A 24,918-nucleotide genomic window follows, 5' to 3' on the forward strand; every position below is an offset into this window, starting at 1 on the left:
GGCTGCCCGCAGTATCCAGCACTACGGCGCCGCACAACACGGTGTTCACGATCACAGCACGGTCCCGATGGTTTTTGGACCGGCCGCGACATACTCCCAGTCTTCTAACCAGGTGGCGCCCCCTCGAATCAAAGAGTCCCGTCGGCACCAGTGGCCTGAACCAATCGGTCGCGCGCCCCCCAGCCGACGAGCCGTCAACCAGGCACCGCCAGCTCGAACCAGACCGTCTTTCCGCCACCCCCGGGACGGGTGCCCCAGCGCCGGGACGAGCTCGCCACGAGCTGAAGTCCACGGCCGCTCTCGTCGTCGGCGGCGGCGGTCCGTTCGCGCGGCGGATCCGGCAGCGGGTCGGAGACCTCCACCAGCAGGGCGTCCGGCACCCCGGCGGGAAGCACCAGCCGTACGCCGATGGGGCCCGTGGCATGCCGCAGGGAGTTCGTCACCAGCTCGCTGACCAGCAACGCGGCGATGTCACCGAGGGAATCCAGCTCCCAGGTGCGCAGCTGGCCCCTGACGACGGCACGAGCGGTGCGGACGGCACCTGGCTCCGCGGGAAAGGTCCACTCGGCGCAGTCGCCTTCGGTGTCGATCACGCCGATCACTTCCCAGGCCAGGAACCCATGTCCGGTTTCGTGGGGTTAATGGGCACATACCCGATATCCGGGATGCCTTACCGCACACGAAGGCGCACTGTGGCACGAACGGCGTACGCGACCTTCAACCCGGCCCGCCCCTACGCCCCGCCAGACCTCCGTGCGCCCCACGAGCTCTCCCGCCATCAAGCGCACCCGTGCCTTCAGGGGCGCGGGGAACTGCGCGACCAGCCCCCACCGGCCTGCAGCCAACAAACAACCCCCACCCGCACTCTCCGCGGCGCCCGCAGGGCGACCCCGTACCGGGCCGCCGGCTACGCCCCCGCGTCCAGCCTCAGCAGCGCACCCTTCACCGCCGGTACGTCCTGGTCCAGCCAGTCCACGTCCCAGATCTCGTCAGGTGTGAGCCACCGCAGTTCGTCGTGGTCCTCCAGCGGCCTGGGTTCGGCGGAGCCAGAGCGCAGCTGTGCGGTCCACACCCGCAGGACGTACCCCGGTTTCAGGGGCCACTCGCCGGGGACCCGCTCCAGGGGCTCCGCCTCGACGCCGAGTTCCTCGCGCAACTCCCGTACGAGGGCATGCTCAGGGGTCTCCCCCGGCTCGACCTTGCCGCCCGGCAGCTCCCAGCGCCCGGCCAGTTCGGGAGGCGCGCTGCGGCGGGCGGCGAGCAGGCGTCCGCCGCTCAGCAGGGCGGCTCCGACCACCACGATCCGTTCGGTCATGCGCCGGAGCCTACGGGAGCCCCGCGGGCCCGTGGATCACTTGCTTCCGTTCTGCAGGTTCTGGCCGCTCTGACCGTTCTGCCCGATCCGTTCGACCCAGTACAGCTGCTTGTGCCCCCGATGGTCGAGGCTGTCCGCGATCTTCTGGGCCTCGGCGCGGGTCGCGTACCTGCCCACGCGATAGCGATTGCCGTTGTCGTCCTGCCGTATGACGAGCCAGGGAAGAGTGATCGTGCCGTCGTTCATCGCGCCCCTCCACTTCCCGCCCCGGGCCCCCGCCCTACCCCGCCCTCTAAGGAAACCGCAATCCGCATATGCCCGAGCCTACGCCTAACCTTTACGCAGCGAATACGACTTTTCACAAAGAGGTACGCAACCAGCCAGGAGCGGAGGCTTCGTACGCCATCGAACGCGCTGTCGACCGCTCTCCGCGCGCCCCTCGAGCAGCGCGAAGTCCGGCGCGGGCCGGGCACTTGAGAAAGGCCAGATTCCAACCGGGTTCACGCGCGGTCCACTTGGGCACCGACGACGCCGCCGCCCCGGCAACCGGCGATTACTTCACCGGCGATTACTTCACCGGCGGTTACTTCACCGGCAGGTGATAGGCGATCCGGTACCGGTCCGCCGGTACGACGACGTCGGCCGTCTCCACCGGGCGCCCCGACGCGTAGAAGGTCCGCTGGATGACGACGACGACATGCCCGGGTACGCCGCCCAGTGCGAGGAGTTCCTCGGCCAGGCCTGGGCGCGCTCCCACTTCCTCCGTGACGTTGTCCACGATCACGTCGATGGCCGCCATGCGCTCGACGACGCCCATGCCGCCGAGCGGGCCCTCCTCGGGGAGCATCACCGGCGTACGGCCGGTGACGGCGAGGGGCTCCCAGGACGTGGAGAGCATCATGGCCTCGCCCCCGTCCCGGTAGACGTAGTTCGTGCACATCACGCGGTCGCCGGGCTGGAGGGACAGGCGCTCGGCGATCGCGCCGCTCGCCTCGACCTGCCGGCTATTCGACTCCCAGGTGCCGCGCGCGGAGTTGTCCGCCTGCTCCTGGCGGAACGGGGTCGCACCGCTGTCCGGCCGGTACCCGGAGCGGGCCACCCGGCGCGGCACCGGCCGCTCCCGCACATAGGTGCCCGACCCGGAGCGGCCCTCGACCAGCCCCTCGGCCATCAGCACCTTGCGCGCCTCCAGGGCGACCGTGTCCGAGACGCCGTACTCCTCGCGGATCCTGGCCTGGGACGGAAGGCGGGTGTGCGGTGGCAGCGAACCGTCGGCGATCTTCTTGCGGAGATCGCCCGCGACGCGCAGGTACGCCGGCTGCTCACCGAAAGTCACTTAGCCGCTCCCATCAGGTTGTACAGACAGCAACAGCGTGGCAACCGTGGGTTGTGCCATGCAAGCGAAGGCCAGAGAATCACTCGATGTGATGACTTGTGGCGCCCGAGGGCTTTACGCAGGCACTTTCTCCCCGCTATAGCCGCCGTCACACCTCCGCGCCGGTGCCGCCTTCGCCGCCGCTGTCGCCGCCGCCGCTCTCGTCGTACGCGGGCGGCGTCGTGGCGAGCCCCAGAGCCTTGCGTGTGGTGACCGTCTTCTTGGGGTCGATGAGCTTCATGCCCTTCTCGTAGTGGGCGTAGAAGGTGTCCGCGTCCTTCGCCTTCGCCGCCTGCGCCCACTCCTTCTGGGACAGCTCCATGTCCTTGACCAGGACCGCGACCCGCTTCGCGGCGGCGGGAGCGAACGTGTGGCGGCGCAGCGCGTCCGCCTGTTCCGTGAGCGTGTCCGACATCTTGGTCGCCCACTTCTTGTGCCCCGGCAGATCGTCCTCGACGTACTCCTCGTCGGGCGCCGCGTCCATCGCGGCGTTGATGCCGTGCGCGGCGTTCAGGTACGCGAGCTGGTCCACGTCGAGGGTCGTGCCGTCGTTGCGCAACGAGCCGCTCAGGCTGCCCTTCGCGTCCGTGTTCCCGAACAGACAGGTGACCTCGCGGTCACCGAGGCGCCAGCTCTGCGAGGTCGGCGTGAAGTAGTACACGTCGACGTTCTCCGGGACGGCCCAGGCGTCCATCGCGTACGTGTCCGCCAGCGCGTAGCACTTCTTGTCGGCGGCGTCGGTGACCGCGCCGTCGCCCGGGTAACTGCCTCCGCTCATCTTGTAGTCGGCGAACACCTCGGCGTCGTGCTTGCCCGCGCACGGCACCTTGTCGACGTCGTACGCCACGCCCTCCAGCGAGCCGCCCGGCGCGTCGAAGCACTCGCCCTTGCTGAGCGAGAAGGCGGAGTCCGAGCTCCCCGAGTCGTTCGCCGCGTCCCGGAAGCCGTCCCAGAAGTCGCGGGCGCCGCCGGTGGCGACCATGACCGCGACCAGCACGACACCGATCGACGACATGACCATGCCGCCCACCGCCATCCCCTTGCCCCGCTCGCCCCGCTTCTTGATCTGCGCGAGCGCGACGATCCCGAGCACCAGCCCAACAGCGGGCAGGAAGCAGAGGATGCCGAGCACGAGCGCGGAGATCGCGAGGCCGTTGACGGGCGCCGGGCTGTTGTACGGGGAGTAGCCCTGGCCCCAGGGCTGGTACGGCGCCGGATAGGCCGCCGGATAGGGCGTCTGCTGCGGGTACGGATACGCGCCCGGAGGCATCCCCGGAGTGCCCGGCGGCACCCCCGGAGCGGTCGGCGGCGTCCCTGGAGGCGGGTACTGACCCTCGGGCTGCTGCGGCCCGGGCGGCGGGGGTATGGCCACGAGTACCTTGCTCCTAGTCCCAGCGGGGCTGTGCAGAACTGACGTACGACGTCCGTACGGCTGCGCGCATCGTAAACGCGACACGGGCGGGGGCGTCATGGGGGTCAGGGAGACAACGGCCGGGGGCACGGCGCGCGCAAAACCGGCGGGGGCGTTGACCCTGTGCGTCAGCCGAAAGGCTGGGGCCTCCACAGGAATGGCGCAAGGGCCCTGCGGGGCCACAACACTGGCGCGTCGGCGTAAGTCGTGACGCAGTGTCACCAATCGGCGCATCTAACCTGCGCACATGACACCACTGCCGGATTGTTTCTGCCCCGCGGACGGCACCCGCGTCCCGGCCCGCTCGCTCGCCTGGTGCTGTCCGGTCTGTCGCGGCCCGCTCGACCTGGACTTCGCGCCGACGCCCGCGTCCCTCAAGTCCCTTGCCGGGCGGGTCAATTCACTCTGGCGGTACGCGGAGTGCCTGCCGCTGGCGACTCCCTCCGTCAGCCTGGGCGAAGGCCGCACCCCGCTGGTGCCCCTCCGGGACGGCATCTCCGCGAAGCTCGACTTCCTCATGCCGACGCTGTCGTTCAAGGACCGCGGGGCGGTGCTGCTGGCCGAACTCGCCCTGCGGCTGAAGCCCCGCCAGGTGCTCGCCGACAGCAGCGGCAACGCGGGCACGGCGATCGCCGCGTACTGTGCGCGGGCCGCGCTGCCGTGCACGGTGTACGTCCCCGAGGGCACCTCGCCGAAGAAGCTGGAGCAGATCGAGGCGCACGGGGCGCGGTTGCGTGTGATCGGGGGCGACCGTGAGGCGACGGCCGCGGCGGCGCGCTCGGCGGCCGACGAGGAGGGCGTGTTCTACGCCTCGCACGTCTTCAACCCGTACTTCCTGCACGGGACGAAGACCTACGTCCACGAACTCTGGGAGGACCTCGGCGGACGCCTCCCCGACGTCATCGTCGTCCCCGTCGGCAACGGCACGCTGCTCCTCGGCGCCGCGCTCGCCGTGGCCGAACTGCACTCGGCCGGTCTCATCGACCGGCGGCCCGCCCTCTACGCCGTCCAGTCCGCGGCAGTCGCTCCGCTGGCCCACGCCTGGGCCGAGGGCGCGGACGACCTCGTGGGCGTCACGCCCATGGCGCCCACGTTCGCCGAGGGCATCGCGATTGCCCGGCCGGCGCGGGCTCGGCAGATTCTGCGGGCGGTGCGGGAGTCCGGGGGCACGTTTCTGACGGTGACGGAGGATCAGATTCGTCATGCGCAGGCGGATTTGGCGTCTCAGGGGTTGTACGTGGAGTCGACGGGGGTGGCTTGTTGGGCGGCTGTTCGGGAGGGGGTGCTTGAGGGGCGGTCGGGGGTGGTGCCGTTGTGCGGGGCGGGGGTCAAGACGGGGTTGGCGCGAGCGTAGGGTTTTTCGCCCCCGCCGCCCCTACCCGTCCCATCCCTGGGGGCTGCGCCCCCAGACCCCCCTAAAAGATTGCGCAGTTCCCCGCACCCCTAAAGAACTGGGGGCGGGCGGGGGATCGCGGGGCGAAGCCCCGCGCCTTCAGGGGCGCGGGGAACTGCGCGACAAGCCCCCACCCACCCGCAGCCAAAGAACCCACCCCCGGGGTCTGGGGCGGAGCCCCAGGAACGGGATGGGACGGGTAGGGGCGGCGGGGGCGATAAACGAGGGACAAGCCCGGCGCGCGTACCGCGCCCCGGCGGGGAACCCGTCCCATGATCAAACGGTGATCACACCGCGCCGCCTCGCCCCACTCCTGGCCGCCGCCCTGTTCCTCCCCCTCCCCTTCCCCCTCGCCCCGGCCTTCGCGGCAGCCCACCCCCCGGGCTGCACGGACGACGACCCCACCTGGTCGCCCACCTCGACCCACATCGACGCCAAGGACACCTACCACCCCTACGTCGGCAACGGCTACCTCGGCACCCGAGTCCCGCCCACCGGCACGGGCTACGCGGCCACCGGCGAGAAAACGGGCTGGCCGCTCTACACCCCCCGCTACGACGGCACCTTCGTGGCGGGGCTCTACGCACGCGGCCCGCAGAACACGGCCGGCCGCGAGGCACTGGCCGCGCTGCCGGCCTGGACGGGCCTCGACATCCGCGTCGGCGACGAGACGTACGGCGCACGCAGCCGGATCTCGCACTACCGCCAGACCCTCTCCCTGCGCTGCGGTTACGTCCGCACGGCCCTGACATGGACGACCCCCGACGGCCGCCGCACCGACCTGACGTACGACGTCCTCACCGCACGGGACGCCTCGCACACCGGCGCCGTACGCCTCCACATCACCCCGCACTGGGACGGCGAACTCACCGTCACCGACCGCATCGACGGCCGCGGCGCCCGCCGCCTCACGCAGACGGACGCGGGCCGCATCGGCGACCGCACGATGGGCGTGGCGTTCCGCACGGAGGGTACGAAGGTGGACGGCGCCGTGGCGTCCACGCTGGACGCCCCCTCTCCCCCACAAGAGGCCGACGCAAAAGGCACACTGAGTGCCCGTCAGTCGTCGGCATTCCGTGTTCACTCGGGCCGTGGCTACGACGTCACCAAGTACGTCGGCATCGACACCACCCTCACCGCTCCCGACCCCCGCAACGCCGCCCGCTCGGCCTCCCTGCGCGCGGCGGACCGCGGCTGGCGCGCGCTCATGGCGGCGCACACCGCGGCCTGGCGCGCGCTGTGGAGCTCGGACATCGAGGTGCCGGGGCATCCGAACATCCAGCTGTGGACGCGGTCGGCGCAGTACGGCCTGCTGTCCGCCCTCCGCCCCGGCGCCGCCGACAGCATCGCGCCCGCGGGCCTGACCAGCGACAACTACGCGGGCATGGTCTTCTGGGACGCCGAGACATGGATGTTCCCGTCACTGCTCGCCACCCGGCCCGACCTCGCCCGCCCGGTCCTCGACTACCGCTATCGCACACGTGGCGCAGCCGCCGACAACGCGCGCAAGACCGCTGTCCAGGGGCTCTTCTATCCATGGACGAGCGCGAGTCATGGCCGTCTGTGGAGCGAGTGCCAGAGCTGGAACCCGCCGCACTGCGTCACCCAGAACCATCTCCAGGGCGACATCGCGCTGGCCGCGTGGCAGTACTACCTCGCCACCGGGGACCGGGCATGGCTGCGTACGCACGGCTGGCCGCTGCTCAAGGGCCTTGCGGAGTACTGGAGTTCGCGCGCCACGAAGAACTCCGACGGCTCTTACTCCATCAAGGGCGTCGCGGGTCCCGACGAGTACAGCAACGGCGTCGACGACGGGGTCTACACGAACGCCGTCGCGGCCACCGCCCTGCGCGCCGCGACCCGTGCGGCGGCGCTCCTCGCCGCGCCCGCCCCGCCCGGCTGGGCCGCCGTAGCGGGCGGGCTGCGCATGCCGTACGACCCGGAGCGCAAGGTCTTCCTCCAGTACGCGGGCTACGACGGCTCCCAGATCAAGCAGGCGGACGCGGTCCTGCTGCTCTACCCCCTGGAGTGGCCGATGCCCGCCGGCGCCGCGTCCGCGACCCTCGACTACTACACCGGGCGCACCGACCCGGACGGTCCGGCCATGACCGACTCCGTCCACGCCATCGACGCGGCCGCGATCGGCGAGCCGGGCTGCGCCGCGTACACCTTCCTGCAGCGCGCCTACCGTCCCTTCTCCCGGGGTCCGTTCGCCCTCTTCTCGGAGGCCCGCGGCGGCAAGGCGGGCGCGGGCGACGCGCTCGCGGGCTCCCCTGCCCAGGACTTCCTCACCGGCAAGGGCGGTTTCCTGCAGATCTTCACGCACGGCCTGACCGGTCTGCGCCTGCGCGAGAACGCCCTGCATCTCGATCCGGTGCTCCCGCCCCAACTGGCGGACGGCGGCGTGTGGTTGTCGGGGCTGCGGTGGCGCGGACGGACGTACGACATCCACATCGGCCGTACGACCACGACGGTCCGCCTGCGGTCCGGCGCACCCTTCACCCTGGAGACTCCCACGGGGCCCGTGCGGCTCACCGGTACGGCCACCCTCAGGACCCGCCGTCCCGACCTCGCCCCGACCACCGACCTCGCCCGCTGCCGGCCGGCGACCGCCACCTCGTCGGAGCCGGGCCTCTACCCGGAGGCGGCCGTGGACGGCAGCCCGGCCACGACCTGGTCGCCGTCGGCCGAACGCGCCTCCCTGACCGTCGACTTGGGTCGCGGCGCGCAGGTCGGCTCGGTCGAGCCGACGTGGACGGAGCAACCGGCGTCGTACACGGTGGAGGTCTCGGCGGACGGGCAGGGCTGGCACGCTCCGGACGGCACGGCGGTCCGGTTCGTGCGCGTCACCGTGCGGGGGCCGGCCGCGCTCGCCGAGCTCGACGTGCGGCGCTGATCAGGCCTGGGGCCGTTCCTTTTCGAGGAGCGCGACGCACCGGCCCAGCAGGCCTGCCAGCGCGTCGCGCTCCTCGTCCGTGAACTCGGCGGCCAGGGCGCGTTCGACCCGTACGGCGCGGGCGTCCGCGTCGGCCATGACGGTGCGGCCCTCGTCGGTGAGGCGGGTTTCGAGGACGTTCCTGTGCCACTCGTGCGGGGTGCGCTCGATGAGGCCGCGCTCCTGGAGGTTCTTCAGGACCGTGTTCATGGTCGGGGGCGTGACCGCGCAGAGGCGGGCCAGGGCGGCGGCCGAGATACCCGGGTTGGTGCTGAGGTGGAGCAGCGCCCCGTACTGGGCGACGGTCACGCCCGCCGGTTTCAGGACCGCGGTCTTGGTCGCGTTGAGGGCCTGCTCGGCCCGTTTGAGGTGGGAGCCGAGGCGCTCGGACACGGGCATGGACGTCATTTCCGCATGGTAGCGGCGGTCTGCGTGGCGCACTGCATGGGCGATACGACGATGAGTCCTCACACATTCATAAATACGTTGACGATGATTAGAGCTCTAACTTAGGTTCGTACTCGTCATTGATAAGCGAGAAGCCGACCGAGAGGCACCGTCGTGTCCCGTTCGATCCAGCGCCGCTCCTTCCTGACCGCCGCCACCATGACCGTCACGGCGGCCGTCGTGGGCGCACCGCCCGCGACCGCGGCACCCCGTATCTCCACCGCTTTCGAACTCCCCGGCGACCGCGTCTACCCCGAGGGCATCGCGGCGGACCCGCGTACCGGCGACCTGTACGTGGGCTCGTACGCCACCGGTGCCGTCTACCGGGCCCAGCCCGGCCGCCGTACGGCCGAGGTCTTCCTGCCCGCGGGCGCGGACGGCCGGACCACCGCCAACGGTCTGAAGGCCGACCGGGCCGGCCGCCTCTGGGTGATCGACTCGACGTCCGGGGTCGACGTGTACGACCTGCGCACCCGCACCCTGCTGGCCCGTTTCGACGTGCCCGGTGACGCGCCGCTCCTCGTCAACGACCTGGCGATCACCGCGGACGGCAGCGCGTATCTGACGGACAGCCTGCGGGGGGTCATCTACCGGGTGACCCCGGCCGAACTGGCGCGGGTGGCCGCGCACGGCGGCCGCTCCTCGCTCACCACCGCCTACGACCTCGGCGCCGTCGTGTCCCCGCACCCCTCCGGCGCGTTCACCCTGAACGGCATCGTCGCCGCGGCGCACTTCCTGCTGACCGTCGACATGACGTCGGGCGCCCTCTACCGGGTCGACCTGGCCACCGGTGACGTACGCCAAGTCACCCTGTCCGGCGGCGACTTGGTGAACGGTGACGGCCTGGAGCTCGTCGGCGGCACGCTGTGGGCCGCTCTCAACAGGACCAATACGATCACCCGTTGGCGGCTGTCGGCGGACGGCACCTCGGCCCGGTTGGAGCGGAGCTTCACCGACACCGCGCTCCAGATCCCGACGACGCTCGTCCGCCGCGACGGCCGCACCCTCGTCGTCCGTTCCCAGTTCGACAAGGGCGGGCCGATGGGGCCGGGGACTCCCGAGACGCCATTCACGGTGGCGTGGGTGCACGGGATCTGAGGCGCGCTCAGCCCTGGGCGGCCAGCCGCCGCTGTTCCTCCTCCACGATGCGGCGGGCGAGCGAGCCGTCCGAGACGTCGACCGCGTCCGGACTCGCCTCCGCCATGTCGCTGCGGCGGGCGTAGGTGTCGAAGAGCCGGTCCTTGTTCCGCAGGATGCGCAGCAGCCGGTCGTCCACGCTGTCCGCGGCGAGGAGGCGGTGTACCTGGACCGTGCGGACCTGGCCCATGCGGTGGGCGCGGGCCACGGCCTGATGCTCCAGGGTCGGCTTGACCTGTGGCTCGCACAGGACGACCACGGACGCCGCCTGCAGATTGAGGCCGACGCCGCCGGCCTCGATCTGGCAGAGCAGCACCGCGTGCCCGTCGGCCGCCGCGAACTCGTCGACGAGACGCTGCCGGTGGGCGGCGGGCACGGCGCCGGATATCGGCCCGAACACGCGCCTCGCCCGGTCCTTGCGGGCAGGGGTGCCCAGGGCTTCCTGGACGGTGGCGAGCACATCGCGGAAGTACGAGAACACCACCACCTTCAGTCCGTTCTCGGCCGCCTCGGACACCAGCTCGCGCAGCCGCTGGAGCTTCGCGGACCGCTCCGCGTCGGCGTACGCGGCCCTGCGCATCGCCATGAAGTTCCCCGCCTCGACCGCCTTCCGGTAGGCCTCCTGGTCGGCCCCGCTGAACTCCTCCCACTCGTCGACCTGGAGCAGCGTGGGGAGTTCGGTGAGGACGTCCCGCTGGTTGCGGCGCAGATAGGCGGGGGCGACGGAGGCGCGGAAGGCGTGCGGGCCGGCGACCGCGGTGCCGTGGTCGATCGTGGGCACGAGGGCGGGCTGGAGGTAGCGGACGAGGGTGCGGAACTCCTCGACGCGGTTCTCCATGGGCGTACCCGTGAGGAAGAGGACCCGGTCACAGCGGTCGGTCCAGGCGGCGACGGCCTTGGAGCGACGGGTGTCCGGGTTCTTCACGTAGTGGGCCTCGTCGACGACCAGCATTCCGGGTGCCGGGTCGCCGGAGATCCCGGGCTTCGTGCCGTTCGCCTTGGACAGGCCGTTTCCGTTCGCCTTGGACAGGCCGTTCCCGTTCGGCGTGGGCAGGGTGTGCAGTACGTCGAACGTGGTGATCGCGACGCCACCGCGCTCCCGCCACTCGGCGTACGCGTCCTGCCGGTCGGCGCCGTGCACCGGCAGGGCGCGCAGGGTGCTGCGCGCGCGGATCTCGCGGGTCCAGTTGATCAGCACGCTGGCCGGGCACACCACCAGGAAGTGGCTGTGCCCCTCCGCCGCGAGGTGGGCGAGCACGGCGATGGCCTGCACGGTCTTGCCGAGCCCCATCTCGTCACCGAGGACGACCCGGCGCTGGGCCAGGGCGAAACGGGCGCCGAAGGACTGGTAGCCGCGCAGCGAGACCCGGCGGTGGGTGTCGTCGAGGGACTGCCCATGGACCCGTTCGGCGACCTCCGAGGGGAGGAAGCCCTCGGCGGCCTCGACGTCCGCCCGGTGCTCGGAGATCTCGGCGAGCTGGCTGTAGTACTCCGTGGAGCGCAGCTCGAAGTCGACCCAGGCCTCGATGTCGGAGGCCGGTTCGCGCAGCAGGTCCGTGGAGGCCTGCGCGAGCAGCAGGCGTACGTCACGGGTGGCCGCGTCGGCCGTCAGCTCGCGGATGCCGACGACCGCCGTGAACGCGCTCTGCCGCCGGTGCCGCCGGGTGAACGCCATCCGCAGCCATCCGGCGGTGGGCCGGGCCTCGGGCAGCAGCGCGCCGAGCCGCTCGTCGAGCCGCTGGGCGGCGTCCACCGCCCGCCGCAGCTCGGGCCCGGCTTCGACGAGTTTGCGCAGCGCGACGACCAGGGCGGTGCTGCGGGGCTCGGGCCGGTCCACGTCCAGGCGCACGGAGACGGTCTCCTCGACCGCGCGGGCGATCTGGCGCGCGGCGGCGAGCGCCTGGTCGGCGGTCTGGGCACCGACCCCCGGGATCTGCCGCAGTTCGTAGCGGCTCGCCTCGTACACCGCGCGCACCGAGCCGAGCCCGGCCGCCTCGACGGCCCCGAGGCGCAGCCGCCCCTCGGTGACGTCCTTCAGCCGTGCGACGGGGATGGACTCCAGTTCCTGGGCGACGAGTTCGGCCTGGATCGGCACCAGTGCCGTACGCACCGCTTCGAGGGCGCGGGCGTGATCGGCGAGCACGGTGCGTGCGGCCTCGTGCAGCCGCGCGCCTTCCGTGAGCAGCTGCCTCGCCTTTCGCCCGACCGGGGGCTGTCCGGCCTGCGGTCGCCCTCCCGCCCCCGCCACACCCGCCATGACACCCCTCATGCGCCGTCCGCACCGATGCGCGCATCCTTCCACGCGGCACTGACAGTCGACGGCGGAGCGATCTTTGATGCCGGAAGTCACGCAGTCAAAGCTTTACCAGGAGTAGATTGTTCTGCTCATTTTGCTCATGATAGACAGAAAAGGATCTTGATCTACGGGGTATACGACGTACACGGGGGATAGGGTTGAAAACCATCCGAGTTCCCAGCGAAACGACGCGCGCTCAACATCATGAGTTCGCCAACTGCCTGCACACCATCGCGGGTCTGCTGGAAATGGGAATGTACGAAAGGGCGAGCGAGTTCATCGCGGAAGTGACGCGGGCCCGGACCACCCGCATCGCATTGCAGGCCCAGCGGCTGCGCGAACCGCTGCTCAGCGCGCTTCTGGTCGGCAAGAGCGCGGTCGCCGCGGAGCGGGGCGTGGCTCTGCGGATCGGCCCTGGCTGCCATCTGCCGCACCGCGCGCTCGTGCCGCACGACCTGATGATGGTGCTGGGCAATCTGATCGACAACGCGCTGGACGCGGTCGCCGCCCACCCCACCCCTGAGCCGCGCGTCGACGTCGACGTGTGGGCGGAGGGCGACAGCGCGGTGCTGCGGGTCGGCGACAACGGGCCCGGCGTTCCGGCCGGGGCGCGCGAGCTGATGTTCCAAGAGGGCTGGTCCACGAAGGAGCCCCGCGGCGGCCGGGGCGCGGGACTCGCCCAGGTGCGACGGATAGCCGACCGGTACGAGGGCACCGCGAGCGTGACCGAACGCGCGGGCGGCGGCGCCGTGTTCACCGTACGACTGCCCCGGGCGCTCACCCCCGGGGAGAGGACCGTCCGGTGATCAACGTACTCATCGTGGACGACGACTTCCACGTGGCCGAGATCAACGCCGCGTACGTCTCCCGGGTTCCGGGCTTCCGGGTGGCCGGGCGCGCCCACTCGGCCGGCGAGGCGCTGGCCGCGATCGAGCGGGGCGGCGTCGACCTGTTACTCCTCGACCAGTACCTGCCCGACGAGACGGGACTGCGCCTGGTGCAGCGACTGCGGCAGCAGGACCGGCCGATCGACGTGATCATGGTGTCGGCGGCCCGGGACGCCGCGTCCGTGCGCGCGGCGCAGCGTTCGGGAGTCCTGCAGTACCTGGTGAAGCCGTTCGGCTTTCCCGCCCTGCGCCGCAAACTGGAGGGCTATGCCGCCCTGCACGGCATGTTCGACGGAGCGGACGAACTGGAGCAGGAGGGCATGGACAGCGTCTTCGGCGCGCAGGCCGCGTCGGCCGTGCCCGTCTCCGCGTCCACGGGGTTCTCCGGGCCGACCTCCGAGCTGATCCGCCAGATCCTGCGCGAGGCACAGGAGCCGCTCTCGGCACAGGAGGTGGCCGAGCAGGCCGGCGTGAGCCGGTCCACCGCGCAGCGCTACCTCAAGCACATGGAGAAGCGGGGCAGCGTCCTGCTCACCCTCAAGTACGGGGCAGCGGGCCGCCCCGAACACCACTACGGACTGCGCGTGAGCGTCCCGACCGCACACTGACCGGGCGGTCCCCGCCGTGCGGCGCCCCGGCATTCGCAAAACAAGCAGAATGGGATTTCCGCACGGAAATCCCAGTGTGCGCGAAAACGCGACGCCCCCGGCGAGCTGGTCTACGGTCTTTCCCGAGCCGCACTTCGTGAGCGGACGGGGGAAGGAATACTTCAACATGCAACGGAATCTCCGTTGTTAACGAACTTCCCATTCCCCATTCCGCTCACCTTTACATCAGCAGGGTTCGCTCGGCATTCGAGCTCGGGACGGAGTGGGATGAAACTGACCGCGAGCGGTCGCAGGCTGGCCACGGCCGCGCTCGTGCAGTCGCTCGGCATCGGGCTCTTCATGGCGAGCTCCATGGCGTTCTACACGCGGCAGGTCGGACTCACTCCCAACCAGGTGGCCGCGGGGCTCGCCACCGCGGGCGGAATCGCGCTTGCGGTGTCGTTGTACGGCGGTGTGCTCGCCGACCGCTACGGGGCACGGCGGGTGCTCGCCGGCGTCTACGTGGGCCGCGGGGTCTGCTGCGGGTCGTACGCCTTCGTCACCTCCTTCTGGCAGTTCATGGCGGTGACCCTGTGCGCGGTGGCCTGCGACCGGGCCGGGCCGCCGGTGCTCCAGGCCCTGGTCGCGAGCGCGCTCCCCGAACAACAGGAGCGCACCAGGCTGCTCGCCGTCGTCAACGTCGTCCGCAACTGCGGACTCGGCGTCGGCGCGATGGCGGCCGGCGCCGCTCTGACCTTCGACACGGCGACCGCCTACCGGATCACCCTGGGCGTGATCGCCTGCGCGTTCTTCGGCGGAGCGGTCCTGGTGCTGCGGGTACCGGAGAAGGCACCGGCGGCCCGGGCGGAGAAGACACGCGGGCGGCCGGTGGTCCCGGACTCCCGCTATCTGGCACTGACCGGGCTCAACTTCCTGCTGTCGTTCTTCGACGCGCTGCTGCTGGTCGCCATGCCCGTGTGGGTGCTGGACCACACGGACGCGCCCCGGGCCACGGTGTCGGTGCTGTTCGCCGCGAACACCGTGCTCGTGGTGGTGCTGCAGATCCCGGTCAGCCGGTTCGCCGACGGTCTGCGCCGCACCAGCCGCATGCTGACCTGGACCGGCGCGGTGCTGGCGGTGGGCAGTCTGTGCTTCGCCGCGTCCGGCGCCTCGCCCGGCTGGACCTCGGTGGCCTGGCTGGCCGCGGCGGTGGTCGCGCTGTCCCTCGGCGAGGTCATCGCCAACTCGGCGGTGTGGGACCTGTCGATCGCGCTCGCCCCGCCCGAGGAGCGCGGACGCTATCTGTCGGTCTTCAACCTGAGCGTGAACGGCCAGCGGGTCCTCGGGCCCCTCGTCGTCACCGGTCTGCTGCTCGGCTCCGGTACCGCCGGCTGGATCGCCGCGGCCGTGGTCTTCGTGGCAGCCGGCGTCACCGCCGAGCGGGTCGCGCTGACCGCGGGCGCACGCGTGGAAGCCCCGGCCCAGGCACCCGCCGGGACCTGACGGCGGGCGAGGCGCCGGACACGCGGCCGAACCGACCGGGGACACCGCCCCGTCCGTGACCCGGCAGCCGCCCTCCACCGACCCGGCGGCAGGCCGGGAGCTCACCCCTGCCCCCGCACACACCACGGAACAGGAACTCATGACCACCAACGCCTCGAACCGACCTCTCGGTACAGGCTTCCTGCAGCATGCGGCGGCCCGTCCCGACGACATCGCACTGACCCTGGGCCGCCGCGCGTACACCTATGCCGAGGCCGCGTCCGTCGCCCGGCGCTGGGCGGCACGGCTCGTCGAGGCGTGCGGCGGACGGCCCCGACGGGTCGGCGTCTTCGCGTACCGCAGCGAGGCCGGGTACTTCGGCACACTCGCGGCCCTGTGCGCGGGCGCCGCGTTCGTACCGCTGAACCGGAAGTTCCCGATCGCCCGCACCCGCGCCATGCTGGAGCGTGCCGACCTGGACGCCCTGATCGTCGACGACGCGTCCGCCGCCCAACTCCCCGAACTGCTCTCCGGGCTGGAGCGGCGGCCGGCGCTGCTGCTGCCGGGCGACGGGACCTGGGACGGCCCGGCGGGCGGCCCGGTCCTGCGCGCCGCCGACCTCGCCGCGGCGCCCGAGCTGCGCGAACCGCCCGAGGCCGCCCCCGACGACCTGGCCTACCTGCTGTTCACCTCGGGCAGCACCGGCACCCCCAAGGGCGTGCCCATCACCCACGCGAACGTCCGGGCGTTCCTGGACACCAACCAGGACCGGTACGGCATCACCCCGGACGACCGGTTCTCCCAGACCTTCGACCAGACCTTCGACCTCTCCGTGTTCGACCTGTTCATGGCGTGGGAGCACGGGGCGCGGGTGTGCGCCATGGAGCCGATCGAGCTCCTCGCGCCCTTCAAGTACCTGGAGCGCAACGGCGTCACGGTGTGGTTCTCGGTGCCGTCGGTGGCGGCCGTGATGCGCCGGCGCGGTGTCCTCGCCCCAGGCACGATGCCGTCCCTGCGCTGGAGCCTCTTCTGCGGGGAGGCACTGCCCCGCGCCTCCGCCGAGGCCTGGCAGGCCGCGGCCCCCGGCTCGGTCGTCGAGAACCTGTACGGTCCGACGGAACTCACCATCGCCTGCTCCGTGCACCGCTGGGAGCCGGCGACCAGTCCGGCGGAGTGCGTCCACGACAACGTGCCGATCGGACAGCTCTACCCGGGCCTGCACGGCCTGATCGTGGACCAGGAGCTGGCGCCGGTCGCCCCCGGGGAGACCGGGGAGCTGTGCGTCGCCGGTCCCCAGACCACCCCCGGGTACTGGCAGGCCCCGCACCTGACCGCCGAACGGTTCTTCGAGCACGCCGGCCGCACCTACTACCGGACCGGCGACCTGGTGCGCCGCCAGGGAGCCGAGCTGGTCTGCCTCGGCCGCAACGACCAGCAGGTGAAGGTCGGCGGACACCGTGTCGAACTGGGCGAGATCGAGGCCGTGCTGCGCCGGCAGGGCTGCACGGACGCCGTCTGCCTGATGTGGCCGGACGAGGCCACGATCACCGCGGTCGTCACCGGTGCCGACGACCTGTCGGCCCTGTCCGACGCGGCGGCTGCCGCGCTGCCGGTCTACATGGTGCCGAAGTCCGTGCACACGGTCGACGAACTGCCGGTCAACGCCAACGGCAAGGTCGACCGCGGCGCGCTGCGCCAATGGCTCGACTCCCGGACCGCCGCCCTCGCCTGACCCCCGCCGTCACCCCGCGCCCGTTGCCGGGCGCCCACCACTACCGAGCACCGCCGGAGAGGAAACATGAGCAGCGTCGACCAGCTGATCGCCCGCACGCTGGGGATCGCGCCGGAACGGGTCACCCCCGCCCTGGAATACCAGTCGATCAAGGAGTGGGACTCCCTCGGCCACGTCTCGCTGATGGTCGCCCTGGAAAAGGCCTACGGCGTGCCCGTCGACGACGAACTCACGCTGGAGCTGCGGACCGTGGCCGCCATCCGCGCGTTCGCGGAGGCCGACGGCCACGCAGCGGCCGACACCAGGGCCCGGCCCGCCGTTTCCGTCGCTTCCGCCGCTTCCGCCGCTTCCGCCGGGGAACACACCACGGTCCACCGGGGCCTGGAGGGCGTGGTCTTCGACCGCACCTCCGTCACCCGGATCGACGGCGCGGAGGGCTCCCTCGAATACCGCGGCTACAGCATCCACGACCTGGCCGGCCGGGCCTCCTTCGAGGAGGTCGCCCATCTCCTCGTACGCGGCGACCTCCCGGACGAGCCGGCCCGGGAGGCGTTCGCCAAGGAGCTCCGGGCCCAGCGCGAACTTCCCCCGCCTGTAGTCGAGTTGGCTCGCTCCCTCGCGCACACCCATCCGATGGAGGCGCTGCGCACCCTGGTCTCCGCACTCGGCTCGTTCGGCCCGGCGCGCGACACGACGGCCGACGAGACGTACGGCGAGGCGCTCGCGGCCGGAACAGCCCTGATCGCCCGTGTGCCGATGCTGGTCGCGGCCCACCACGCTTTCCGCAGCGGGCGGGAGTTCACGGTGCCGGCCGACGAGACCTCGTACGCCGAGGCGTTCCTGACCGCACTGCTCGGCGAGCGGCCCTCCCCCGCGGCCGTGCGGTTCGTCGACAAGGGCTTCATCGTCCACGCCGACCACAGCGCCAACGCCTCGGCGTTCACCGCGCGCATCGCCGTCGGCTGCCGGTCCGGGATGACGGCCGCGCTCACCGCGGCCGTCGCCGCGTTCGCGGGCTCGGTGCACGGCGGGGCCGCGGAGCGGGCGGTGCGCCTGATCGACGAGGTGGGCGAGCCCGGCAACGCAGAGCGCTATGTCGCCGAACTCCAGGGCCAGGGACGCCCGGTGATGGGCTTCGGCCACCGGGTCTACCGCACGGAGGACCCCCGGGTCCGCCATCTGCGGGCCACCGTCGTGGAGTTGAGCGAGGAGCGCGGGGACCGGCGCGGACTTGACATCCTGGACGCGGTCGCCGCCGCGATGCGCCCCTACGGCCGGCACGGCGTGGCACCCAACGTCGACCTGTACGCGGGGCTCGCCTACCGGCTGCTCGGGCTGCCCGACGACCTGGCGGTGCCCCTGTTCGTGATCGGCCGGACCGCGGGCTGGGTCGCCCAGGCGCTCGAACAGCACGCCAACAACGTACTGATCAGGCCGCTGCTCGACTATGTGGGGCCGCGCGGCCTGCTGTACCCGGGAGCGGCCGGGTGAGCGGTCATCTGCTGCTCGTCGGGGGCGCGGAGCCGCAGCACGCCACGGCACACCGGCTGGGGGCGCGGCTGAGCCTGCTCGCGGACGTGTCCGACGTACGGCGGCTCGGGGACCTGTCGCGCTACGAGCGGATCGTCGCCGTACCCGGTACCGCCCGCGTCGAGGAGTGGACGGCGGCGGCACGCACGGTGCACGCGCACGACCCGGTGGACGCCGTCGGCGGTTTCGCCGAGGAGGCCCAGGAGTACGCGGCGGCCGTCGCGGACGCGCTCGGGCTGCGCTTCCACCCGGCCGACGTCGTACGGCGGAGCCGGCACCGGCCGCTGACGCGTGACCGGTTGCGGGAGGCGGGCCTGGACGGCACCGCGGCGAGCGAGGTGCGGGACGCCGCGGACGTGGCGGCGTTCGCCGCGGTGCACGGGTTCCCGCTCGTGCTCAAACCGGTCGAGGGCACGGGCGGCGCCGGCGTCCGTGTCGTCCGTTCGGCGGCCGGCCTCCCGGACACGCTGCCGCCCGGGAGCCGGATGATGGCCGAGGAGTACCTGGACGGCGCGGAGTTCGGCGTCCAGGCGTTCTCCGAGCGGGGTCTGCACCGGATCGTGTCCGTCGCGCAGGCCTTCGCCGACCCGGTGACGGGGGTGCGGACCGGACACTGTCTGCCGGCCTCGATCGACGACGGACTGCGCGCGGCGTTCGAGGAGTACGTGCCGCTGGTGCTGGACGCGCTGGGCGTCGAGGACGGCCCCACCCACACGAAGATCGTCGCGACGCCCGCCGGTCCCCGCGTGGTCGGGACGCACCTGCGGCCCGGCGGCGACCGGATCGTCGAACTGGCCGGGCTGGCCCTCGGGCTGGACCTCGACGAGCTCTGGGTGCGCCAGGTGTGCGGCGAGCGGGTGCTGGACGAGGTGCGCCCACGGGCGATCCGCACGGCCGCCGTCCGGTTCGTCACACCGCGCGCCCCCGGGCTGCTGGAGCGCTGCTACGGCGCGGAGGAGGCCGCCGCCCTCGACGGTGTGGAGGCCGTCCACTGGCTGCGGGAGCCCGGCTCGCTCCTCACCGCCGGGCACACCGCCGACAGCAGCGGCGCCTGTGTCGTCACCACCGGCGACAGCGGACAGCAGGCGGTGGCCCGAAGCCTGGCGGCGGCGGCACGGCTGCGGTTCGTGGTGGTGTGCGCCGGATGACCGGGACAACGGAACGGAAGCGGTGAGCCGGTGCGCGACGACGAGCACGGCAACGAACACGACGACGAACACGACAACGAGCACAGCAACGAACACCGCGACGAGAGAGAAAGACTGTTCATGATCAGCAGTGGGCGGCTCGCGGGCCGCGAGGCCACGTGGTACGACCTGCCCGCCTTCGCCGCGGGCGCCGGATTCGCCCTGGCCGACGTGCCGTACAGCGGCCGGGTGCTGCTGGAGTCGCTGCTGCGCGACGGCGAGCCGCAGACGGCCGCGGTGCTGGGCAAGCGGCTGGCCGCCGGTCAGACACCGGACGTGGAGATGGTGTTCCGCCCGGCCCGGATCCTGATGCAGGACTACACCGGCATCCCCCTGCTCGTGGACCTGGCGGCGCTGCGCGACCAGGTGTCCCGGCCCGGACGGGTCAACCCGGCGCTGCCCGTCGACGTGGTGGTCGATCACTCGGTCCAGACGGACTGGGCGGGCCGGCCGGACGCCCTGGCCCTCAACGAGGCGCTGGAGTGGGACCGCAACCGCGAGCGGTACACGTTCCTGAAGTGGGCCGAGTCGGCGTTCGACGGGCTGCGCGTGATCCCGCCGGGCCGCGGCATCGTGCACCAGGTGAACCTGGAGCGGCTGGCGACGGTGGTGGCACAGGGCCCCGACGGCCTGCTCCGCCCCGACACCGTGATCGGCACCGACAGCCACACCACCATGGTCAACGGCCTCGGTGTGCTGGGCTGGGGCGTGGGCGGCCTGGAGGCGGAGACCCTGATGCTGGGCCTGGCCCAGCCGATGCGCGTCCCGCCCCTGGTCGGCGTCCGGCTCACCGGCTCACCGCGGCCGGGGACCTCCCCCACCGACGTCGTCCTCGCCCTCACCCGGCGGCTGCGCGAGGAGAACGTGCGGGGACTGCTGCTGGAGTTCACCGGTCCCGGCGTGGCCGCACTCACCGCCGCGGACCGCTGCACCATCGCCAACATGGCACCCGAGTACGGAGCCATGAGCGCCTTCTTCCCGGTGGACGGCGAAACCCTGCGCTATCTGCGGCAGACCGGGCGCGCCGAGGACGATGTCCGGCTCGTCGCCGAGTACTGCCGCGCACAGGGGCTGTTCGCGGGCGGCACGGACGCTGTCGGCACGGACGCCGACGGCACAGGTGCTGCCGGCACAGACACTGTCGGCACGGGGCCGCGCTTCGGGCGGGTGATCGACTTCGACCTCGGCTCGGTGGGCACCGGTCTCGCCGGCCCGAGCCGTCCGGACCAGCACATCTCCCTGGCCGAACTCCCCGGCTCCTTCGCGGATCTGACATCGCGTCCGCCCCGGACCGCGAACGGGCTGAGCGACGGCGACATCGTCATCGCGTCGATCACCTCCTGCACCAGCACCTCCAACCCGAAGGCCATGCTGGCGGCCGGTCTGCTGGCCCGCCGGGCCGTGGAGCGCGGTCTCACCGTGCCCGCCCACGTCCGCACGAGCCTGTCCCCCGGCTCGCGTACCGTCACCCGCTACCTTCGCGCCGCCGGCCTGCTCACCGACCTGGAGAAGCTGGGGTTCCATGTCGCCGGCTACGGCTGCATGACCTGCAACGGCGGCAGCGGACCACTGGCCGACGGAGTCGGCGAGACGGTGGAGCACGCGGATCTGACGGTGTGCGCGGTCCTCAGCGGCAACCGCAACTTCGAGGCCCGGGTGCATGCCCAGGCGCGGGCCGGCTATCTGGCCTCCCCCGCGCTCGTGGTCGCCCTGGCCCTGGCGGGCCATGTCCGCGCCGACCTGGAGACGGAGCCCCTGGGCACCGACCGCGACGGCAAGCCCGTACACCTGCGCGAGCTGTGGCCGGATGCCGCCGAACTCGCGGCGCTGGAGGCGGAGTACGTCACCCCGGAGGTGTTCGCGGCCGAGACCGCGAGCGCCGGCGACACGACGGCCGCGCCCGCCGGCGCACCAGCCGGTGACCACTGGAGCGCGCTCCCCGCGTCCGGCTCGGACGTCTTCCCCTGGGACCAGACGTCCACCTACATCCGCCCGCCCGCCTACGTCGGCGCGCGCCCCCGTTCCGGCCCGCTCACCGGCGCCCGGGTGCTGCTCGCCCTCGGCGACGACGTCAGCACCGACCACATCTCCCCCGTGGGCGCCATCCGCGCCGACTCTCCGGCCGGACGGCATCTGCGCGAGCACGGGGTGCGGGACTTCAACTCGTACGGGTCACGCCGCGGCAACCACGAGGTGATGGCGCGCGGCACCTTCGCCAACCCGCGCCTCGTCAACCGGCTGCTCGGCGACGGGGACGGCGGCGGGCAGACCGCGCATCTGCCGAGCGGCGAGCGGCTGCCGGTCTACGACGCGGCCGAGCGGTACGCCGCCGACGGCACCCCCTTGATCGTGCTCGCCGGCCGCAGTTACGGCATGGGCTCGTCGCGCGACTGGGCGGCGAAGGGACCGTGGCTGCTCGGAGTGCGCGCGGTGCTCGCGGAGAGCTTCGAGCGCATCCACCGCGCCAATCTCTGCGCCATGGGCATCCTGCCCCTGCTGCTGCCCGAGGGCGCGTCCTGGCCCTCGCTCGGGCTGACCGGCCGCGAGGAGTTCGACCTCTCCCTGGACCGGGCCCGGCAGAACGGCCTGGTCGACGTCCGCGCGGAGGGCATCACGTTCACCGCCCGCGCCGATGTGCACTCCGCGGGCGAGTGGGACGTCCTGCTGGCCGGCGGCACCATGCCCTATCTGCTGGGCCGCCTCACCCCGGCGGCCGGGCCGGACGCCGCACCGGAGCAGGCCCGGTGAGCGCCCGTCTGCTGCACGAACTGGGCCTGTCGCCGGCGGCCGAGGCACTCACCGAGCGGGGCGGTGTGTTCGCTCCGGTCCACCTCGGCACCCGTGACGTGCGCGTGGGTACGCTGCTCGACGCGGTGCACGCCGAACCGGGTCTGCTGCCGCCGCGCAGCGGCCACCTGGGCAACTGGGAGGACATCGCGCTGGGCCGGTCCGGCCCGATGGACTTCAACACCGCCGTCTGCGGCGGCGGCCACGGCTTCCCGCTCATCTACGGCTTCACCCAGACCGAGGCGGAGGAGACCGGCGGCGACGACGTCTATCTGCCCGGTTCGCTGGTCGAAGGGGGCCGGCGCCGGCCGCTGCCGCTGCACACCTGGGACGGGCGGGCCTTCGTCCGCCGGGACCGCTCCCGCCCGCTGTTCTGCCCCCTGGTGCGGGCCGACGTGGACGGCGAGCTGACTCCGCTGGTCGAGGTGCACTGGCGGCGGATGCGCGCGCTCACCGGATACCGCTTCGAGCTGGAGGCGACCCGGCTGCTGGCACACGCTCCGCTGGTGGCCGACATGCTCTGCGTCCTGCTCGCGGAGGCGGGCCGCAAGGAGAACCCGCGCCGGGCGTTCGCCGAGCTGATCAGCCACGCGGCCCGGCTGGACGGCCGGGTGGGGCGCTGCGAGCTGCGCCCCGACGGCACGGGCTACCTGCTCGACGGCCACCGGTTCGGCTCCGCTCGCGAACTCGCCGAGGCTGCCCTCCTGCCCCTGCGGGCGCTGACCGAACCCCGTTGGTTCTTCGACTCGTTGAGCGCCCTCCCGCCGGTGCTTCCAGTGATGTCGCACCTGGTGACGACCGTGCTGTCGGCGCTGTTCGGCGTGGACTATCCCGATGTACGGCCGAGTGCGGACGTACCGGAGCCGGTTACGGCTCCCTCGCGGGCGCCCGGTCTCACGGACGGCGGTTTCCGGGTCCATCTGCACTGGGGGGCCCGGGCGATGGCCGGCTGTCCGCCGCGCCGCGGCGGCTACTTCGGCCGCAAGTCCACCGCCCGTGCGATGCGCGGCATCACGGGCCCGCTGGTGCGGGACTTCGCCGAGGCGCACCCGCTGTGCTTCGTCCTGCTGCCCGCCCCCGTCTTCATGCTCTGCCCGCCCGGCACCTCGGCCGGGGACGCGGAGGTGCTGGCGGGCCTGTTCAAAACCACCCTGTCCGCACCCGGCGACCAGGCCTACGAGACGGCGCTGGGCTGGCTGGCCGAGCACCGGGACGGCCTGTCCGCGTATCTGCTCGACCGGTTCCGGGACGGCAGCGGAGTGCCGCACGACGGGGCGAGCCGCGAGGCGGCCGTTCCGGTCGAGCCGGACGGCTTCCGCGACCTGACCCTGCGTCAGGCCTCCGCACTGGTCGCGGCCTTCGAGGAGACACTGGCATGACGGACACGAAGCCGCGGACCGGAGCCGGGACGCCGATGCGGGCCGGACACCGCCGGATCGAGATCACCCTGAGCGAGCCCTTCGCCAGCAACACCGGCGTGACCACGCACGTACGCCAGAGCGTGCTGCGCCTGGACTGGTCGGGGCTGACCGGATACGGGGCGGCGCTCGCCGCCGATCCCGCCGAACTGGACGCCTGCGCACCGCTGCTCGCCGACGCGACACCGTACGACCTGCGCCGGGTCCTCGACGCGCTGCGCACCGCCGGGGTGCGGCCGGCCGTCGCCGCGGCGGTCGATCTCGCGCTGCACGACCTGCTCGGCAAGGCCGCCGGCCAGCCCCTGCACCGGATGCTGGGGCTCGCCGGACTGCCGCTCGCCCCGAGCGCACTGTCCATCGGCGCCGGAAGCGATGACGAACTCCAGCGCAAGGGAAGGCAGTTCGGCGACTGGCCGATCCTGAAGCTCAAGCTGACACCGGACGACGACGGCAGCCGCGCCGGAGTGCTCCGCTCGGTCTACGACGGTCGTATCTGGGTCGACGGCAACGGCTCCTGGAGCCCCGAGCGGGCCGTGGAGGTGGCCCACGAGCTGGCCCGGCACGGGGTCGAGCTGCTCGAACAGCCCGTCGCCCGGGGGAATCCGGCCGGCCTGGGCCAGGTGCACCGCGGCTCGCCGATACCGGTGGTCGCCGACGAGGACTGCGTGCTGCCCGAGGACGTACTGCCGCTGCGCGGCCGGGCATCGGCCGTGAACATCAAGCTCACCAAGTGCGGCGGACTGCGCGCCGCGCTCGACATGATCACGCTGGCCCGGCAGGCCGGCCTGGGCGTGATGCTGGGCTGCAAGACCGAGAGCGCCCTCGGGGTGAGCGCGATGGCCCAACTGGCGCCGCTCGCCGACCATCTGGACCTCGACGGCCATCTCGACCTGCGCGACGACCCGTTCTCCGGTGTGGTGATCGACCGGGGCAGGATCGTGTTGCCGGACGCCCCCGGGCTGGGCGCCCAGGCCGTCCACGCCGACGACATTCCGTAAG

At 72.3% G+C, this 24,918-nt stretch carries 19 protein-coding genes; 12 read left to right on the forward strand and 7 right to left on the reverse strand.

Features of this window, described 5'->3' with window-relative positions; genetic code table 11:
• Positions 1-194 precede the first annotated feature (194 nt).
• The 5 genes from OIC96_RS16670 to OIC96_RS16690 all read right to left on the reverse strand — a co-directional run bounded on the left by OIC96_RS16670 (position 195) and on the right by OIC96_RS16690 (position 4,062).
• On the reverse strand, positions 195-602 hold the full coding sequence (locus tag OIC96_RS16670; protein WP_330307081.1) for an ATP-binding protein: 408 nt from the start codon (positions 600-602) through the stop codon (positions 195-197).
• A gap of 305 nt (positions 603-907) precedes the next feature.
• Positions 908-1,315: a (deoxy)nucleoside triphosphate pyrophosphohydrolase gene (locus tag OIC96_RS16675; RefSeq protein ID WP_330307080.1), complete on the reverse strand. Its 408-nt coding sequence runs from the start codon at positions 1,313-1,315 to the stop codon at positions 908-910.
• 36 nt (positions 1,316-1,351) lie between these two features.
• Complete coding sequence (locus tag OIC96_RS16680) at positions 1,352-1,561, reverse strand: SPOR domain-containing protein (protein ID WP_330307079.1); 210 nt, start codon at positions 1,559-1,561, stop codon at positions 1,352-1,354.
• Between the two features lie 337 nt (positions 1,562-1,898).
• Positions 1,899-2,651 (reverse strand): GntR family transcriptional regulator, encoded by a 753-nt coding sequence (locus tag OIC96_RS16685; RefSeq protein ID WP_330307078.1) that lies wholly within the window; start codon positions 2,649-2,651, stop codon positions 1,899-1,901.
• 148 nt (positions 2,652-2,799) lie between these two features.
• On the reverse strand, positions 2,800-4,062 hold the full coding sequence (locus tag OIC96_RS16690; RefSeq protein ID WP_330307077.1) for a DUF4190 domain-containing protein: 1,263 nt from the start codon (positions 4,060-4,062) through the stop codon (positions 2,800-2,802).
• Between the two features lie 286 nt (positions 4,063-4,348).
• Between OIC96_RS16690 and OIC96_RS16695 the strand changes: the two genes are divergently transcribed.
• Both OIC96_RS16695 and OIC96_RS16700 read left to right on the forward strand, forming a co-directional pair.
• On the forward strand, positions 4,349-5,455 hold the full coding sequence (locus OIC96_RS16695) for a threonine synthase (RefSeq protein ID WP_330307076.1): 1,107 nt from the start codon (positions 4,349-4,351) through the stop codon (positions 5,453-5,455).
• A gap of 322 nt (positions 5,456-5,777) precedes the next feature.
• Positions 5,778-8,390 (forward strand): discoidin domain-containing protein, encoded by a 2,613-nt coding sequence (locus OIC96_RS16700; RefSeq protein WP_330307075.1) that lies wholly within the window; start codon positions 5,778-5,780, stop codon positions 8,388-8,390.
• On the opposite strand, the gene OIC96_RS16705 is transcribed toward OIC96_RS16700, so the two are convergent.
• Complete coding sequence (locus OIC96_RS16705; RefSeq protein ID WP_330307074.1) at positions 8,391-8,837, reverse strand: MarR family winged helix-turn-helix transcriptional regulator; 447 nt, start codon at positions 8,835-8,837, stop codon at positions 8,391-8,393.
• Between the two features lie 153 nt (positions 8,838-8,990).
• Between OIC96_RS16705 and OIC96_RS16710 the strand changes: the two genes are divergently transcribed.
• The gene (locus OIC96_RS16710; protein ID WP_330307073.1) at positions 8,991-9,974 is read left to right on the forward strand and encodes an SMP-30/gluconolactonase/LRE family protein; all 984 of its coding nucleotides are present in this window, start codon (positions 8,991-8,993) and stop codon (positions 9,972-9,974) included.
• Positions 9,975-9,981: 7 nt separating this feature from the next.
• On the opposite strand, the gene OIC96_RS16715 is transcribed toward OIC96_RS16710, so the two are convergent.
• Positions 9,982-12,282, reverse strand: coding sequence for a DEAD/DEAH box helicase (locus tag OIC96_RS16715; protein WP_330307072.1), 2,301 nt, complete (start codon positions 12,280-12,282; stop codon positions 9,982-9,984).
• A 185-nt stretch (positions 12,283-12,467) separates the two neighbouring features.
• On the opposite strand from OIC96_RS16715, the gene OIC96_RS16720 reads away from it, so the two are divergent.
• From OIC96_RS16720 to OIC96_RS16760, 9 genes are all read left to right on the forward strand, one after another.
• The gene (locus OIC96_RS16720) at positions 12,468-13,115 is read left to right on the forward strand and encodes a sensor histidine kinase (protein ID WP_330307071.1); all 648 of its coding nucleotides are present in this window, start codon (positions 12,468-12,470) and stop codon (positions 13,113-13,115) included.
• Positions 13,112-13,804 (forward strand): DUF7342 family protein, encoded by a 693-nt coding sequence (locus OIC96_RS16725; protein ID WP_330307070.1) that lies wholly within the window; start codon positions 13,112-13,114, stop codon positions 13,802-13,804. The genes OIC96_RS16720 and OIC96_RS16725 overlap by 4 nt, the downstream gene beginning before the upstream one ends.
• A 267-nt stretch (positions 13,805-14,071) precedes the next feature.
• Positions 14,072-15,286, forward strand: coding sequence for an MFS transporter (locus tag OIC96_RS16730; RefSeq protein WP_330307069.1), 1,215 nt, complete (start codon positions 14,072-14,074; stop codon positions 15,284-15,286).
• 55 nt (positions 15,287-15,341) lie between these two features.
• Positions 15,342-16,997, forward strand: a complete 1,656-nt coding sequence (locus OIC96_RS16735; RefSeq protein ID WP_330307068.1) for an amino acid adenylation domain-containing protein — start codon at positions 15,342-15,344, stop codon at positions 16,995-16,997.
• A gap of 66 nt (positions 16,998-17,063) precedes the next feature.
• The gene (locus tag OIC96_RS16740; protein ID WP_330307067.1) at positions 17,064-18,488 is read left to right on the forward strand and encodes a citrate/2-methylcitrate synthase; all 1,425 of its coding nucleotides are present in this window, start codon (positions 17,064-17,066) and stop codon (positions 18,486-18,488) included.
• Positions 18,485-19,675, forward strand: coding sequence for an ATP-grasp domain-containing protein (locus OIC96_RS16745; RefSeq protein ID WP_330307066.1), 1,191 nt, complete (start codon positions 18,485-18,487; stop codon positions 19,673-19,675). The genes OIC96_RS16740 and OIC96_RS16745 overlap by 4 nt, the downstream gene beginning before the upstream one ends.
• Positions 19,676-19,705: 30 nt before the next feature.
• Positions 19,706-22,462: an aconitate hydratase AcnA gene (gene acnA / locus OIC96_RS16750; RefSeq protein ID WP_330307065.1), complete on the forward strand. Its 2,757-nt coding sequence runs from the start codon at positions 19,706-19,708 to the stop codon at positions 22,460-22,462.
• Positions 22,459-23,880, forward strand: a complete 1,422-nt coding sequence (locus OIC96_RS16755) for a DUF6025 family protein (RefSeq protein WP_330307064.1) — start codon at positions 22,459-22,461, stop codon at positions 23,878-23,880. Before acnA ends, OIC96_RS16755 begins: the two co-directional genes overlap by 4 nt.
• Positions 23,877-24,917 carry a mandelate racemase/muconate lactonizing enzyme family protein gene (locus OIC96_RS16760; protein WP_330307063.1) on the forward strand — a complete coding sequence of 347 codons (1,041 nt, stop codon included), beginning with the start codon at positions 23,877-23,879 and terminating at the stop codon, positions 24,915-24,917. Before OIC96_RS16755 ends, OIC96_RS16760 begins: the two co-directional genes overlap by 4 nt.
• Position 24,918 lies beyond the last annotated feature (1 nt).

Source organism: Streptomyces sp. NBC_00775, assembly GCF_036347135.1.
GTDB classification, from domain to species: domain Bacteria; phylum Actinomycetota; class Actinomycetes; order Streptomycetales; family Streptomycetaceae; genus Streptomyces; species Streptomyces lutosisoli.

Coding starts and splice junctions, on each gene's coding strand:
- OIC96_RS16730 (WP_330307069.1), top strand. CDS start 14,072: ATGAAACTGACCGCGAGCGGTCGCAGGCTGGCCACGGCCGCGCTCGTG.
- OIC96_RS16740 (WP_330307067.1), top strand. CDS start 17,064: ATGAGCAGCGTCGACCAGCTGATCGCCCGCACGCTGGGGATCGCGCCG.
- OIC96_RS16675 (WP_330307080.1), bottom strand. CDS start 1,315: ATGACCGAACGGATCGTGGTGGTCGGAGCCGCCCTGCTGAGCGGCGGA.
- OIC96_RS16715 (WP_330307072.1), bottom strand. CDS start 12,282: ATGAGGGGTGTCATGGCGGGTGTGGCGGGGGCGGGAGGGCGACCGCAG.
- OIC96_RS16695 (WP_330307076.1), top strand. CDS start 4,349: ATGACACCACTGCCGGATTGTTTCTGCCCCGCGGACGGCACCCGCGTC.
- OIC96_RS16760 (WP_330307063.1), top strand. CDS start 23,877: ATGACGGACACGAAGCCGCGGACCGGAGCCGGGACGCCGATGCGGGCC.
- OIC96_RS16705 (WP_330307074.1), bottom strand. CDS start 8,837: ATGACGTCCATGCCCGTGTCCGAGCGCCTCGGCTCCCACCTCAAACGG.
- OIC96_RS16680 (WP_330307079.1), bottom strand. CDS start 1,561: ATGAACGACGGCACGATCACTCTTCCCTGGCTCGTCATACGGCAGGAC.